The 16,164-nt window shown below is 38.9% G+C and carries 15 protein-coding genes; 3 read left to right on the plus strand and 12 right to left on the minus strand.

Translation table 11 applies throughout. The features are described from left to right. Nucleotides 1–96: 96 nt before the first annotated feature. The 7 genes from ACZ2V4_RS09230 to cyoE form a co-directional block, all read right to left on the minus strand. Nucleotides 97–558, minus strand: coding sequence for a DUF420 domain-containing protein (locus ACZ2V4_RS09230; RefSeq protein WP_012656645.1), 462 nt, complete (start codon nucleotides 556–558; stop codon nucleotides 97–99). A 9-nt stretch (nucleotides 559–567) separates the two neighbouring features. Beyond that, entirely contained in the window at nucleotides 568–1,521 is a 954-nt protein-coding gene (gene ctaG, locus ACZ2V4_RS09235; protein ID WP_232618429.1) for a cytochrome c oxidase assembly factor CtaG, read from the minus strand. A 122-nt stretch (nucleotides 1,522–1,643) separates the two neighbouring features. Beyond that, entirely contained in the window at nucleotides 1,644–1,991 is a 348-nt protein-coding gene (locus ACZ2V4_RS09240; RefSeq protein ID WP_490514761.1) for a cytochrome C oxidase subunit IV family protein, read from the minus strand. Next, complete coding sequence (locus ACZ2V4_RS09245; RefSeq protein WP_012656642.1) at nucleotides 1,991–2,620, minus strand: cytochrome c oxidase subunit 3; 630 nt, start codon at nucleotides 2,618–2,620, stop codon at nucleotides 1,991–1,993. Before ACZ2V4_RS09245 ends, ACZ2V4_RS09240 begins: the two co-directional genes overlap by 1 nt. Then, complete coding sequence (locus ACZ2V4_RS09250; RefSeq protein WP_490514792.1) at nucleotides 2,620–4,482, minus strand: cytochrome c oxidase subunit I; 1,863 nt, start codon at nucleotides 4,480–4,482, stop codon at nucleotides 2,620–2,622. Before ACZ2V4_RS09250 ends, ACZ2V4_RS09245 begins: the two co-directional genes overlap by 1 nt. 52 nt (nucleotides 4,483–4,534) lie before the next feature. After that, nucleotides 4,535–5,596 carry a cytochrome c oxidase subunit II gene (gene coxB, locus ACZ2V4_RS09255; RefSeq protein ID WP_490514762.1) on the minus strand — a complete coding sequence of 354 codons (1,062 nt, stop codon included), beginning with the start codon at nucleotides 5,594–5,596 and terminating at the stop codon, nucleotides 4,535–4,537. Between the two features lie 31 nt (nucleotides 5,597–5,627). Then, nucleotides 5,628–6,548: a heme o synthase gene (cyoE, locus tag ACZ2V4_RS09260; protein ID WP_219494471.1), complete on the minus strand. Its 921-nt coding sequence runs from the start codon at nucleotides 6,546–6,548 to the stop codon at nucleotides 5,628–5,630. A gap of 249 nt (nucleotides 6,549–6,797) precedes the next feature. On the opposite strand from cyoE, the gene ACZ2V4_RS09265 reads away from it, so the two are divergent. Beyond that, on the plus strand, nucleotides 6,798–7,700 hold the full coding sequence (locus ACZ2V4_RS09265) for a COX15/CtaA family protein (RefSeq protein WP_219494469.1): 903 nt from the start codon (nucleotides 6,798–6,800) through the stop codon (nucleotides 7,698–7,700). A 58-nt stretch (nucleotides 7,701–7,758) separates the two neighbouring features. Here ACZ2V4_RS09265 and ACZ2V4_RS09270 read toward each other — a convergent pair whose 3' ends face one another. The 3 genes from ACZ2V4_RS09270 to ACZ2V4_RS09280 all read right to left on the minus strand — a co-directional run bounded on the left by ACZ2V4_RS09270 (nucleotide 7,759) and on the right by ACZ2V4_RS09280 (nucleotide 12,870). Then, complete coding sequence (locus ACZ2V4_RS09270) at nucleotides 7,759–11,181, minus strand: pyruvate carboxylase (protein ID WP_219494468.1); 3,423 nt, start codon at nucleotides 11,179–11,181, stop codon at nucleotides 7,759–7,761. Nucleotides 11,182–11,347: 166 nt separating this feature from the next. Next, nucleotides 11,348–12,547: an FtsW/RodA/SpoVE family cell cycle protein gene (locus tag ACZ2V4_RS09275; RefSeq protein WP_219494466.1), complete on the minus strand. Its 1,200-nt coding sequence runs from the start codon at nucleotides 12,545–12,547 to the stop codon at nucleotides 11,348–11,350. A 47-nt stretch (nucleotides 12,548–12,594) separates the two neighbouring features. Next, the gene (locus tag ACZ2V4_RS09280) at nucleotides 12,595–12,870 is read right to left on the minus strand and encodes an Fpa/YlaN family protein (protein ID WP_133420356.1); all 276 of its coding nucleotides are present in this window, start codon (nucleotides 12,868–12,870) and stop codon (nucleotides 12,595–12,597) included. 120 nt (nucleotides 12,871–12,990) lie between these two features. Here ACZ2V4_RS09280 and ACZ2V4_RS09285 point away from each other — a divergent pair, with 120 nt between their 5' ends. Next, nucleotides 12,991–13,467, plus strand: a complete 477-nt coding sequence (locus ACZ2V4_RS09285) for a hypothetical protein (RefSeq protein WP_241427508.1) — start codon at nucleotides 12,991–12,993, stop codon at nucleotides 13,465–13,467. A gap of 27 nt (nucleotides 13,468–13,494) precedes the next feature. Here ACZ2V4_RS09285 and ACZ2V4_RS09290 read toward each other — a convergent pair whose 3' ends face one another. Further along, nucleotides 13,495–13,839, minus strand: coding sequence for a YlaH-like family protein (locus ACZ2V4_RS09290; protein ID WP_219494461.1), 345 nt, complete (start codon nucleotides 13,837–13,839; stop codon nucleotides 13,495–13,497). Between the two features lie 10 nt (nucleotides 13,840–13,849). After that, on the minus strand, nucleotides 13,850–15,694 hold the full coding sequence (gene typA / locus ACZ2V4_RS09295) for a translational GTPase TypA (RefSeq protein WP_219494460.1): 1,845 nt from the start codon (nucleotides 15,692–15,694) through the stop codon (nucleotides 13,850–13,852). 115 nt (nucleotides 15,695–15,809) lie between these two features. Between typA and ACZ2V4_RS09300 the strand changes: the two genes are divergently transcribed. Next, a complete protein-coding gene (locus tag ACZ2V4_RS09300) occupies nucleotides 15,810–15,995 on the plus strand; it encodes a DUF5325 family protein (RefSeq protein WP_283721664.1) in 186 nt (61 codons plus the stop codon). Nucleotides 15,996–16,164: the final 169 nt, after the last annotated feature.

Here is a 16,164-nt window from a genome sequence, read left to right on the forward strand (position 1 = left end):
CCCCTATAGAATATAGGAAATTAGCAGCCTAGAAAATAGTGTTTTTATTGAGCTCCCTTAGTAAGGGTGCAGTGCCCATTGTGTCTGATCGTTTTTTTAGCCACCTATAATCGCTTTAATAACCGATGTTGTCTCTCCGCCTTCATAGAATACATAGAGCAGTAAATATACAGCTACACCTGTGATCGCTGTGAAGAACCAGATAATAGAGGCAATCGGTCCTAATCTACGATGAATCTTTAAATTATCTTTAAGACCCGTAATAATGTTGATTAATCCAAGTACCCCACCGGTAGTTGCAAGTGTGATATGGAAAATCAGAAAGATCGTGTAGTACTTTTTGATATTATCAGGACCGCCAAATGCTGTATTTCCAATGAACACTGTTCTAGTAGCATAGATAATAAAGAATGTAAGGGCCGCTGCACCTGCTAATAGCATCGTCTTCTTATGTCCTTCGATATCTCTTCGTGCGATTTTGAACCATCCGATTGCTACCAGTATGGCACTGATAACGATAAATGTCGTACTGATTGTAGGTAAAATTGGTAAATTCATATTCTTCTCCTATCTGAATTGATTAAAATAAGCATCTTGCTGTAACTTTTCATCCAAACTTCTCTGTGTTATTTCTTCAGAACTCATTCTTTCTTCTCTTGACCATCTAAAGAAAACATGGAACAGCATGAAGCCAAAGAATATTTCCTGCAGCACCTTCATAATCACGCCACCGGTCTGCTGATCTTCTTTTGGTGTCATATTTGTGAAATACTGCGGACCACTAATACTCGAATTTTGAACGATATCCTGTAAAGTTCCGGTAGGTACACAAAGGCTCATAGCACTCATCCATGCCGCTGGATCTGTATATGTCTTATACATTGCATGACTGGCAAAGATAATCAGACCACACGCCGGCGTCAAAAGTACACCGATTGCGAAGATATAGCCAATCTTCACAAGACCTGACAGCTGCTTACGCTCAAGCGCTGTCTTATTAAATATTGGATACCACATAAAAAATGCAGTAATAAACAAAAGAATTGTAAACAATGAGTGTAACGTCGCATTCTGCTTTAAACCATCCAGTATAGCTGGAATATGATAGATTGAGAACAGTCCATTAAACGTAATCAGCGCTATAATCGGACGCGTCAGAAAATTAAAGACACGTTCAAAAATAGGCAGTTTAATACAATAATCAATTAAATATTCCGGTATCGCAAAGAATAACAGGGGCACTATAAGTAAATAAAGGATGGCCATCTGTAACATATGGAAGCTAAAGATAATATGACTGAGCAAGTCAACTGGCGCACCTTTCATTGCATACAGTAAAAACATACATATAATAAATGTAACTGCTTCTGAACGTTTTAACGGTCGATTGCCAGGAATATCATGACGCCATCTCCCTGTTATCAAGAAAAACACGATAGTCGTGAAAATAATGGCAACTAAAAAGAAAGGACTCCAGTTCGCTAAAAATCCGAATATCCTGATAGAACTTATACTACCCATAAAATCACTCCAAAATTTATACTTCATTCATTTCTATTATAGCGTACAATTTGAAGAATAAAGCACAATATTTCAACTAATTTGTGGCAAAAATAAAAACCCGGATTGCTCCGGGTTCACTCTTATTTTAATGGGTCACCTAACCAAGTTAGGTAAAGTGCCATGACAATAAAACTACCTGCGATAAACAATCCAGTTAACATGAATAACTGAGCTGTTCCATGTCCTTTATGTTTCATATGCATAAAGTAATAGAATTGAAGAATAACTTGAATAAGTGCGAGTAATAAGACTGCTGGGATAACGAATTCTTTGCTTAATCCTGCTGCAACCATTGCAAAAGCAACAAAGGTTAAGAAGATCATGATCGCAAAAGTTGTTACCTGCATTCTCATTTCTTCTGTTCTTGAACGTTTCTCGAATTCATAGCGTTCTTGATTAAATTTCGTATGATTTAATTCATTTGACATTATCCTAACACCCCTAACAAGTAAACTACTGTAAAGATGAATACCCAGACTACGTCGATAAAGTGCCAGTATAATGCTGCTGTATTAAATTTCGCTGCATTATATACGCTTAAACCACGCTTCATATTACGTACGATTAACAGAATAATCCAAGTTAATCCGATGATAACGTGGAATCCGTGTGTTCCTACTAAGAAGTAGAAAGCTGAACCGAAAGCACTTGAACGGAAAGTATGACCTTTATGAACATATTCAACAAACTCATAAATTTCAAGTCCTAAGAATCCTAACCCGAGAAGTACTGTGATAATTAACCAAGTAATCATCTTTTTAAAATCATAGTTCTTCATGTGATACAGTGCATACACACTTGTAAGTGACGAAGTTAAAAGTAACATCGTCATTACAAATGCAAGCGGTAAATGGAATAAATCTTTCGCTAAAAGATGATCTTCGCTAGGAACATGATCTTTAAGTGCTAAATAAGTTGCAAACAATGATGCGAATAGTGCTGTTTCTCCACCTAAGAAAATCCAGAATCCTAATAATTTGTTCTTACCTTCTAATGAAGCTGTCTCAGGATGACTCGGCCATCTCTCAACCGTCATCTGTTCTTCATGATGTGCCATTATTTAACACCTCTTTCGTACTCGATAAGCTCTTCTTTAGTAATGTGATAACCGTGATCATCAACTACTGAACGTGCAATCATTGCTCCTGCTGTAATCGCTAAACCTAAAACTAATACAAATGGAGCCCATGGTTGAACCGGTAAATCTTTAACTGCATCAAGTGCCCATTTTTGTCCATCTGCTAAGTATAAAGCACCAAATGCTGCAACGAATAATCCTAATGACTGAACGAATGGTAAGATTGAGTTATTTGGCATATGAATATCACCTAATGACTCAGCTGGTAAGATTTCACCATTACCTTGTTTCTTCTCAAGATCAAATGCATCTAATCCACGCACAAGTGGTGTTTGTGCAAAGTTATAAAATGGTACTGGGATTGGTAATGACCATTCTAACGTACGGCCATCGCCCCAAGCGTCACGTCCTACTTTAGGACCTTTCACTGTAGTTAAGATAATATTTATCAATAAAATAATGACTGCTACGGCCATCGTTAAAGCACCGATAGTAGAGATTAAGTTAAATGTGTCATAACCTTGACCAGGTAAGTAAGTGAATACACGACGTGGCATACCCATTAATCCTAAGAAATGTTGTAGGAAGAATGTTAGATGGAAACCGATAAAGAATAGTGCGAAGGAAACTTTACCTAATTTCTCACTTAACATCTTACCGAACATTAATGGCCAGTAGAAATGCAACCCTGCAAGTAACGCGAATACTACCCCACCAACGATTACGTAGTGGAAATGCGCTACGATAAAGTATGAATCATGGTACTGATAGTCAGCTGGTGCTGATGCCTGCATTACACCAGTAACACCACCCATTACGAATGTAGGGATGAACGCTAATGCATATAACATCGGCGTCGTAAATTCGATACTACCACCCCAGATAGTAAGCAACCAGTTGAAGATCTTCACACCAGTTGGTACGGCGATTGCCATTGTCGCTACTGCGAAAATAGCGTTCGCTGTTGGACCTAGACCTACAGTGAACATGTGGTGTGCCCAAACCATGAAGCCTAAGAAACCGATTAATACTGTTGCAAATACCATTGCAGAATAACCGAACAAACGTTTTCTAGAGAATGTTGCAAATATTTCAGAGAAAATACCGAATGCTGGTAATACTAAAATGTATACTTCAGGGTGACCGAAAATCCAGAATAAGTGTTCCCAGATAATTGTGTTACCCCCTTGTGATACTACAAAGAATCCTGTTCCAAACATTCTATCGAAAATAAGCAAGAATAATCCGATAGTCAGTGGAGGGAATGCGAATACGATTAAAGCTGAAGCAACTAATGTTGTCCAAGTCATTAATGGCATACGCATAAATGTCATACCAGGAGCACGCATATTAATAATGGTAACAAGGAAGTTAATCCCTGCAATTAAAGTACCAGCACCTGAAATTTGTAAACCTAATGCATAGAAGTCAATCCCATGCCCTTCTGATGCAAGTGACAGTGAAGCATATGAAGTCCACCCTGCATCTGGTGCGCCACCTAAAATCCAAGATAAGTTTAAGAATACACCTCCGAAGAAGAATAACCAGAACCCTAATGCATTTAGGAATGGGAATGCAACGTCACGTGCACCAATTTGTAACGGTACTGTTGCGTTCATATATGCAAACAGTAATGGCATTGCTGCCAAGAAAATCATTGTAGTACCGTGCATCGTAATCATTTCATTGAATAATCCCGCAGAGACGAAATCATTTTCAGGAACTGCAAGCTGAATACGAATGATCATCGCTTCGATACCACCCATGGCGAAGAACAATCCACCCATGATTAAATAAAGAATTGCAATTTTTTTATGGTCTACTGTCGTTAAGTACTCCATTAGTAAACCACGCTTTTTTTGTGTAGCCAAATGTGTAACCTCCCTTTATTTACTACTTTTCAACTTTACGTTCCATTAAGTATTTAGCTAGCGCATCAATTTCACTATCTGAAACTTTGTAAGCACCTGTCATTTTGTTACCAGGTTTTACTGATTCAGGATCTTTGATCCATTTTTTAAGGTTTTCTTCATTATGATCCATAACACCAGCAACGCGGTTACGGTCACCAAATGTTGTTAAGTTTGGACCTTTAGCACCTTTACCAGTTGGTGTTACAGCATGACAACCTTGACAAGACTGCTTGAATACTTTTTCGCCCTCTTTAGCATCTGTTGTTGCTACAGGGTTTTTGATAGCTTTCATATCAGATACCCAAGTTTTGAACTGGTCTTTATCCATTGTTTTAACTTTGAAGTCCATCAATGCGTGAGATGGTCCGCATAATTCCGCACATTTTCCGTAGAACATGTTTTTCGCGTCTTGCGCTTTCTTATCATCAAACACTAAGTAGAATTTATTGATGTTTTCAACGTTTGTATCCATCTTACCACCCACTGCCGGAATCCAGAATGAGTGTTTTACGTCAGCTGAATGCAGACGGAAGTAAACTTTTGTATCTGTAGGAACAACAAGTTCCTGACTTGTTACGATACCTTCGTTAGGGTACTCAAATTCCCACCAGTACAGATTTGCAGTTACATCAACAATCATTTCTTTATTCTTACCTTTAGCATCAACCTTATCCATTGCTTTCGTATCTGCTAGTTTAAATGTTAACATAACAGTTGGTATCGCTAAGATGATAAGTAAGATGATTGGAATCGTTGTCCAGATCACTTCTAACTTATGGTTCCCATGAACATCTTTCGGTACAAAGTCTTCACCGACTTTGCCGCGACGGAATTTAAATACAGCTAAAATAAAGATAACTACTACTACAATAATAACGAAAACCATAATACCTACCGCAAGCATCATTAAATTAAATTGATCCTTTGCAACTTCCCCTGCAGGACGTAAAGCAGACAGTTCATTTTTACCACAACCCGCTAAGGTCATTAACATTAATGAAAATAAACCGATCAGCTTTACATTTTTTAAATTGTTCTTCATTAAATTCTAACCCCTCTTTCACCATTCATAATCAAATCGTTTGAATTAATGTAACTACTACTATCATAACAAAAAATATCATCAAATAGTTTAAAGAATAAACAAACATTGTCATTGCCCATTTATTTTCTTTAACATTTGATTTAAATCCAGAAATCGCTAATAACAGCCATCCTAGATTTAGTACCGAAGCAAGTACGATAAATACCGTGCCGAGTTCCTGCATAAAAAATGGTGTCGGTAACAAAAGCAGCACCCAAAACAACATGGAAAGCCTTGTACGTTTAAACCCTTTAACTGAAGGTAGCATCGGTATGCTAGCAAGTGCATATTCTTCACTACGTTTAATCGCAAGCGCATAGAAATGTGCAGGCTGCCATATAAACATAATGATGAAAAGCATCCACGCTGTGCTGCTAAGAGATGGTTCAATCGCTGCATAGCCAACAAGCGGCGGAATCGCACCTGGAAAACTTCCTATTACTGTGTTGGACACAAGATGTCGTTTAGACCAGACTGAATATAAGACAACATAGCCAAAGATGCCAAGAAATCCGATGATTCCTGTCTCGATGTTAATCATGAACAAAAGTATTTCTCCGACGACCATAAGCACAAGACTGAGCTGTAGAATCGAAGCTGTAGAAACTTTACCGGTTACAGATGGTCGATTTTGCTTACTTGGCATAATACTGTCAATATCCTGGTCATAAAAGTTATTCAGTGCACAACTTCCTGCCATAATTAGTGTAGTGCCGAAAAGCATCGTTAAAAGTTCAGGTATACTACTTAAAAATGAACGATCGCTTAACATAATTGCAATAAACGCACCTGCAAACGCCGGTATTAAATTGCCTTGTACGAGTCCAAGCTTCACAATCGCTTTTACATCTTTAAAAGTCAGACGCCGTTCAACTGGTTTAACACCTTTTAAAATGTGTTCATTCTGCATTTTCACCCTCCTTTTACAATACTAACGCATATAATAACAATAATATATGAAAACTGTCACATTTTCTATACATTTTCGAAATTAAATTGTGACATTTTTCTTTTTTACAAGTAATTTCAATTGTTCACGAATGTGACACATTTACTTATCCCTATGATTGATATACTATAACTTAAGTATATACTATTTAGAAATGAGATAAAATGACATTATTTATAGATGTTAAGAATATAGATAGAGGTGTTTTTGTTGTTAAAAGAAAAGAATTTAAAATGGTTATCATTGTTTACGACCGTGCTCATGCTATTTGTTCAGATTGGTGGTGCACTCGTAACAAAGACAGGATCTGCAGATGGCTGTGGTAGTAGCTGGCCACTTTGTCACGGAAAGTTTGTTCCGACTCATATTCCGAAAGAGACCTTGATTGAGCTTGCTCACCGTGGCGTCTCAGGTCTCGCATTATTATCTGTGACATGGCTTGTAATACTCAGCATAAAATATATTGGTCATAAGAAAGAAACAAAGTTCCTTTGCTATATGAGCATCGGATTTATCTTTGCACAGGCTTTGATCGGTGCGGCGGCAGTGATGTGGCAGCAGAATGGTTTTGTACTTGCGCTTCACTTCGGAATATCACTGATTAGCTTCAGTGCTGTATTTCTACTTACACTGCTTATCTTTGAAGTCGATCAGAAATTTGATGCAACTAAACTCACATTACAGCCGAAGCTTAGACGTCATACGATCGGGCTCACAAGCTTTATCTATTTTGTTATCTATAGTGGTGCACTCGTACGCCATGAGAAAGCAAGCCTCGCCTGCTCCAGCTGGCCGCTCTGTCGTAAGGGTGCGTTTACACTGCCTCAGAATTTCTATGAATGGGTGCAGATGAGCCATAGAACGCTTGCTTTCATTCTATTTATATGGCTGACTTATGTTGCCTTTCATGCTATGCAGAACTACGCGCAGTACCGTGTTATTAAATACGGTTATATGATTGCTTTCATATTAATCTGTTTACAAGTAACAACTGGTGCATTAACGATATTTACAGCAGTTAATCTCTACATCGCGCTACTCCATGCCTTGTTTATAACTTTACTCTTTGGCCTGTTATGTTACTTTATCCTGCTTATTAGCAGAGCAAAATAAATGATTTCACATAAAAACAAGCGTCGGCAATGTAATCATTGCCAACGCTTATTTTATTTTATTCAAACTCGACTAACAAATCGCCTGTCTGGATAGCTGTTCCAGTTGCTACATGGATGTGTTTCACCACCGCATCTACAGGCGCCTGTACACTTGTCTCCATCTTCATCGCTTCAGTAATCATCAACGTTTGACCCGCACGAACGTGCGCTCCTGCTGACACTTTAATTTCTCCAACCGTACCTGGCATCTGCGCTCCAATATGCTTGTTATTCTTAGCATCTGCTTTAAGTAATGTATTGACACTTACTTCAGCCGCATTATCTTTCACACGTACTTGTCTTGGCATCCCGTTAAGTTCAAAATATAACGTACGATATCCATCTTCATGCACATGTCCAATGCTCAGTAGTTTCACAATCAGCGTTTTGCCGGCATCGATATCTATTTCTACAGTTTCACTTTTGCGCATACCATAGAAGAATGTCGGGGTGTCGAGCAATGAAATATTGCCATATCGCGCTTCTGTCTCTTTATATACTTCAAATACTTTCGGATATAGTGCATAACTGAGGACATCTTCCTCAGCGACATCTTGAAAACGTTCTGTAAGCGTCTGCTGCAGTTCATTGAAATCTACATGTGCTAATGCTTCCCCAGGTCGTACAGTAAGCGGTTCTTTTCCCTTTAATACGACGTTTTGCAATCTTTCAGGAAAGCCATTTGACGGTTGTCCAATCTCTCCTTTAAAGAAGGATACGACGGAATCCGGGAAGTCAAGGCTTTCTCCGCGTTCTATAACTGTCTGTTCATCAAGGTTGTTCTGCACCATGTATAATGCCATGTCCCCGACGACTTTGGAAGATGGTGTAACTTTAACAATATCACCGAACATCATATTCACTCTTTTATACATATCTTTAACCGCTTCAAACTGATCGCCAAGACCTAGGCTTTTCGCCTGCTGTTCAATGTTCGAGTATTGTCCTCCTGGCATTTCATGCTGGTATATTTCAGTGTTTGGTGACTGTATATCACTTTCGAAGTTATGATAGAACTTGCGCACCACTGACCAGTAATGTGAAAGTGCTTCAAGTCCTTCTATATCTGCACGTACCTGTCTGTCTTTTCCTTCTAAACTGTAATAGAGACTGTTCAACGAAGGCTGACTTGTCAGTCCACTCATACTGGAAATCGCTGTATCAATAATATCAACACCCGCATCGATTGCTCTATTGTACGTCATAATACCATTACCACTCGTATCGTGTGTATGCAGATGAATTGGTAATGATACTTCTGCTTTTAATGCCTGAATTAATATATAAGCTGCTTCAGGTTTCAACAGGCCAGCCATATCTTTTATCGCTAGGATATGGAATCCTTCTCGTTCCATCGCTTTAGCCATCTTTAAATAATAGTCTAGCGTATAGACATCTGAACGCTTTGGATTTAATATATCGCCGGTATAACAGATGGTCCCTTCAGAAATTTTACCTGCATTCAGTACCGCTTCATTGGCTACTTTCATCTGATCGAGCCAGTTAAGCGAATCAAATATTCTAAAGACATCGATACCATTATCACTTGCCGCTCGGATGAACTGCTGCACAACGTTATCTGGATAGTTCTTATAACCGACAGCATTCGATGCTCTTAAGAGCATTTGAAATAGTATGTTTGGTACAGCCGTTCGTAACTTTCTGAGCCTCTCCCACGGATCTTCTTTCAGAAAGTTATATGCTACATCAAATGTTGCACCGCCCCACATTTCTAATGAGAAGCTATCAATTAGGTGATGATTGGTCTGTGATGCGATTGCAAGCATATCTTTAGTACGCACACGTGTTGCCAGCAATGACTGATGCGCATCTCGAAATGTTGTATCAGTAATCAGTACTTCTTGTTGCGCTTTGATCCAGTCGCTGACATAAGATGGCCCATGTTCATCAAGCAGCTGCTTCGTTCCTGATAAACCAGTGGCTTTAAAGGTCTTGGTAAGCGGAAGTTCAAAGTCAGGTTTCTCGGTCTTTTTAATACCCGGAAAACCGTTCACAGTAATATCAGCGATATATGCTAACGTCTTCGTCCCTCTATCTTTAGGGGCTTCTATGTCAAATAATTCAGGATAAAGTTCCAGGAAACGCGTATTGTAATTACCTGCAGTAAACATAGGGTGCTGAACTACGTTCAGAAGGAACTGTAAGTTCGTCTTAATACCGCGGATCCTCATTTCTTTTAATGAACGTACCATCTTTTCTTCAGCCTGCTTGAAGGTAAGAGCATGCGTAGACAATTTAACGAGCAGTGAATCATAGTAAGGAGAGATTTCAGCGCCCTGGAAGCCATCACCTGCGTCAAGACGCACACCAAACCCGCCACTTGAGCGATACGCTGTGATACGACCTGTGTCCGGTAAAAAGTTATTAGCAGGATCTTCTGTCGTAATTCGACATTGAATCGCATAGCCGTGTGTCACAATCTCGTGCTGCTGTGGAATCGCGATACGTTCATCACTTAACTTTGCCCCATCAGCTATCAGTAGTTGTGACTTAACGATATCTATCCCTGTGACCATCTCTGTAATCGTATGTTCTACTTGAACACGCGGGTTTACTTCTATAAAATAAAAATTCTCTCCCTGAACTAAAAATTCTACCGTTCCGGCGTTGACATATGAAATCTGCTGCATCAGATCAACCGCAGCATTGCAGATGTTCATTCTTACGGTATCACTTAATCCGACTGATGGCGCAACTTCAACTACTTTCTGGTGTCGACGTTGTACTGAACAATCTCGTTCAAAGAGATGAACAATATTGCCGAACTTATCTCCAATGATCTGAACTTCAATATGCTTCGGCGCATCTATGTACTGTTCAATATAAATTTCGCTGCTTCCAAAGGATTTCATTGCCTCTGATTGTGCGCGTGAAATGGCTTCTTCCAGTTCTTCAGCATTGCGCACGATACGCATGCCCTTTCCACCGCCACCAGACAGTGCTTTTATCATAACCGGATACTTATCATGTGCAAACTGCACCGCTTCATCTAAACCTTTAATTGCATCCTTTGTTCCGGGTATCACCGGAAGTCCAGCCTGGATTGCTGTATTACGTGCTTTTATCTTGTCACCAAACATATCGAGATGACGGACTTCCGGACCGATGAAGATGATATTCTCTTGTGCACAGCGCACTGCAAACTGCTGATTTTCACTTAAGAAACCATACCCCGGATGAATTGCATTTGCACCACATGATTTTGCAGTCTCTATAATCGCTTCAATGTCAAGATAGCAATCAGACGGACTTGCGCCTTCAATGATATAAGCCTCATCTGCCTTATATCGGTGAAGTGCACCTTTGTCTTCTTTAGAATAGATTGCAACAGTCGGAATATGTAGTTCTGTAGCAGCCCTAAAAATACGTATTGCAATTTCACCACGGTTAGCGACAAGTAATTTCTTAATCGTTTTCATATACAGCCTCCACTCAGTTCATTTCATTTCTTATACATTATATTATAATTGTTAAGAACATTCTGCTTTTAGCCATAATTGACACGAACTCGTCATATTGTTACCGTTTTCACATGGTAGTAGAAAAAAAGAGAAAGGCATTAATCATCCAGTCTCTAATTTATTTCTATACTTTTCTTCGTTCATTATCTCGCTTAATATCCTTCGATGTCATAAGCAGTAATCCGATTGCAATAGATAAACTCATCAAACTCGATCCACCATAACTTAAAAATGGTAACGGCACTCCAGTTAAAGGAATTAATCCGGAGATCCCACCGAGATTAATAAATGTCTGGATTCCGATATAGCTGGATACGCCGACACAGATCAGCTTATGAAACATTGTACGCGCGCTTGCTGCATAGACAAACCCTTTAAACACAATATAAAAGAGCAGACTGATGATGACAATCACACCGAGCAGCCCCAGTTCTTCAGCAATCACGGCAAAGATGAAATCGGTATGCGGCTCAGGCAGATACCCAAGCTTCATCACCCCGTTACCTAATCCTTTACCGAAGAATCCCCCATTACCGATAGCAAGCAGTGAGTTGGATAGGTGATATCCTGCCCCACTTTCATCTTTGAAGGGATTTGCAAGTACTTCAAAACGCTGTTTCTGATGGGCACCGAGAAAGTTTGTAAGGCCCGTGCCTAGAGAAAATAATGTAACGGTCGCTAGACTCACAGCGACTAATGCCCCCATCTTAAGTACCGTCTTAATAGCAATACCTGAATATAAGAAGATACTGCCAACAATCATCAGGATCAGTGCTGTGGAGCCGAAATCATTCTGCATCAGTACTAAACCAGAACAAAGTCCTACGAGAATTAGTGGTGCGATGATATCCGTACTCAGTTTATCAAGATTACGTTTCTTGTTATAGATATATGCCAGGTAGATGATCACCACAATCTTCAGCAGCTCAGAAGTCTGTAGCTGCATAAATCCTAAGTTCAGCCAGCTCTTCGCACCATTGACCTCACGTCCGAAAATTCGGGTGAGAATAAGCAGCGCCATGACACCAAAGATTGCAAACTGCTGTAATCTCTTGTTGTACAACAGATTAATCGACATAAAATAAGTCATTACAAAAACGATACCGAAGCTAAGGATAATTGCAAACAACTGTCTAACATAGAAATAGTTTGCATTGACAGGTATACCACCGGTCAATGTCCCACGTGTCGCCGCAACCATACTCGCACTGTAGATCATCACAAGCCCTGTAAGCGTAAGTACAACATATGTAATCAGCAACGGAAAATCCACATATTTAGTATTGTGCTTAACATAATCAAAAAATTCTTTCAAGTAATTCATCAAATCCGCTCATTTCTAAAAAATAGTCTAAAGCATGCGCTTTAGACTTAAATATTGGTAAACGCATCATGGAGCTTAGATAATTCTTTCTCAAGCGTCACAAGTAATGCTTTCCCTTCATCGGCGTCCACAAGTCCTATCTTCACTGCAAAATCAACTTCACGGCTTAACCCGAACATCTGTGTATCTAAAACTTCCTCATAAAGTGGACATTGAGGCATCGTTAAGTTATCCATCTGGACTTTAATCAGCTGCAGAATCTTGTCTGCATCTTGATTAAGCTGGTCATATGCCTTTTGTTTGTAATCATTATTCCCCTGCATAGCATACTCCCTCATTTCATATTCTATACTTTAAAATTCTATAGCACGAGCCTTTAAAAATCAAGCATTTACTAATCGACCAATGTATATCATAATATGATTGAAAGGGTGATTGTGATGATAATTCAAATTAAGGGAAAAGTAAATTTTAATATTACACTGGATCCTTCAACTTTTATCTTTGATGATCGTAAAGTTGAGATGGATACAATCAAGAAAACGATTAAACTTGATGATGATACCATTTCATTTCAGGATAATTATGAATGGAATCGAGAGATATTAGAAGGCGGTTCAAAGCCTCCGACACTTGTTTCAGAAAAGAAATACAAGAAGCAGCAACTGCTTGAAGGGACATTCTTAATGAACCTCGAACCATTTATTAGGAATGCCGAGCCTCATCAGGATGCTACACGTATAAGGCTGACTAACGAAACTGAAAGTGCTGAGATTCAATTAGATGCGTTACCGAATTTTTATGTTCAGTTTTCTAAAGATGGTAAACGTCTATATGATGACGGGATGGTCGATGCCTATTTACTGGAAGATACACTAAATTTGAAACTTGCCCATGTAACGGGAATTGAAATTATATAGACATAAAAACAGAGATCAGGCTGCTGCCTAATCTCTGTTTTCTATTTTCTGATTACGTTCTTTATGCAGTCGATAGCGATATAATCCTAAAACGATGGCTGCGATGATCAGGCTTTCCCCTACCGGTAGAAATACCGCAAGGAAGTTAAGTATGATGCATCCTAAAAATAGCATGATATAGATCACTACATTCTGCCATAGCTTTAACTTACGTGCAAAGCCTAGATTATAGACGATTGCACTTAGTATAAAGATTGCGATAAGTAAATACCACATGCCAGCTTCTGGATTTTTATCTACTGCAAACAGTTTTGCGAGAAATGACATTCTTTGTTCAGGATCCGTGCTTACGTTCCCTATAAGAAAGTTCATTTAATCACTCCTATTCTTCTTCCTGTAATGCAGCTTTAGCTTTCTTCTGTTCTCTTTCACGTTGCGATTTATCTAATGTTTTCTTTCTTAGACGAATAGATTCTGGTGTAACTTCCACTAACTCATCATCGTTTAAGTATTCTAACGCTTCTTCAAGTGTTAAGATTCTCGGTTTCTTCATCGTTGTTGTCTGTTCTTTTGTCGCAGAACGAATGTTGTTTGCTGCTTTCACTTTCGTAATGTTAACCGTTAAGTCATTATCACGTGAGTTTTCACCAACGATCATGCCTTCATATACTTCAGTTCCTGGTTCCATGAAGTTTACACCACGGTCTTCCAGCGCTAAGATGGCATACGTACTTGCTACCCCTTTATCGATAGACACAAGAACACCGTTACGACGGCCACCGATACGTCCTTTAAGTAATGGACGATATTCATCAAAGGTATGGTTTAAAATACCGTAACCACGTGTCATCGACATAAATTCCGTACGGTATCCAATTAGTCCACGTGCAGGCACGTTAAAGATAAGACGTGTATGGCCATTACCACCATTAACCATATCCACCATTTCACCTTTACGTACTCCAAGAGATTCTATAACAGAACCTGTATGTTCTTCCGGTACATCAATTTGTACACGCTCATACGGCTCATATTTCTTACCGTCGATTTCTTTTACGATAACTTCAGGCTTTGATACTTGAAGTTCGAAACCTTCACGACGCATATTCTCGATTAAGATGGATAAATGCAGTTCCCCACGACCAGATACAGTCCAGCTATCCGGACCTACAGATTCAACACGTAATGATACGTCTGTTTCAAGCTGTGATTCAAGACGGTCTTGAATATTACGTGCTGTAACGAATTTCCCTTCCTTACCTGCAAATGGTGAGTTATTTACAGAGAATGTCATCTGTAAAGTCGGCTCATCGATGCGCAGAACAGGTAACGCTTCAGGATTGTCAACTGGCGCCACAGTTTCTCCTACGTTAATATCTTCCATACCAGAGACTGCGATTAAGTCTCCTGCATATGCTTTTTCGATTTCAACACGTTTTAATCCGAAGAAACCGAAGATCTTCGTCACACGGAAATTCTTGATTGTACCATCTAATTTAATCAATGATACTTGTTGACCCACTTCCATCGTTCCACGGAATACGCGACCGATACCAATACGACCAACATAGTCATTGTAATCAAGTAATGCAACCTGGAACTGCAGATCCTCATCACGGTTATCAATCGGTGCAGGGACGTAATCGATAATTGTTTCGTATAAGCTCTGCATGTTCTCATCTTGTGTCGCTGCATCTAAACTTGCAGTTCCATTGATTGCTGAAGCATACACTACAGGGAAATCGAGCTGCTCATCATTTGCTTCTAATTCAATAAATAAATCATATACTTCGTCTAAAACTTCTTCAGGTCTTGCTGAAGGTTTATCTATTTTATTTACTACAACAACTGGCTTTAAGTTTTGTTCTAACGCTTTCTTTAATACGAAACGCGTCTGTGGCATTGTTCCTTCGTATGCATCAACAACAAGAATAACACCATCTACCATTTTCATGATACGTTCCACTTCTCCACCGAAATCGGCGTGTCCTGGTGTGTCCAGAATGTTGATACGCGTTCCTTTATAGTCTATCGCTGTATTCTTTGCTAAAATCGTGATACCACGTTCTCTTTCGATATCATTTGAATCCATTGCACGTTCATCAACCTGCTCGTTCTCACGGAATGTTCCCGATTGCTTTAATAATTCATCTACTAAAGTCGTTTTCCCATGGTCGACGTGGGCTATAATTGCAATATTACGTACATCTTCTCTTAATTTAGTCATGTGGTCTTTCCCTTCTTAATCAACTTACAGTTTTTATGTAACTGTGATATTATATCATATAATACGATATTAATATATCATGGAATTTATAGAAAGCAAAAAGGAGTAAATTTATATGAAGAAAAGTACAATTATACAATTCGCACTTGCTTGTTTCGCAGTACTGATGCTTATCCTCTTTAGTATCGGGCTTGCTGAAGGTAACTTATTACTTATGGGTATAGCAGTGATATTATTTATCGCCACTTTTGGCGTAGGCTTCACTTTCAAGAAGAAGTTTCGTGAAAATGGTGAGCTTTAAAAAAATTTTTTATCGATTTACCGCTTTTTAATTTTGAGACACTATTTTTTAATCTTTCATACTATTTTTAATTAATCACACTAAAATTTTTAAATTTTAGTGTGATTTTTTTGTAATTTTTTAAATATAGCAATTTGAATATCTCCAATTGAGTCGCTATATTAAAATC

The sequence above is a fragment of the Macrococcus sp. CoH-51_TC_04 genome, from assembly GCF_058188655.1.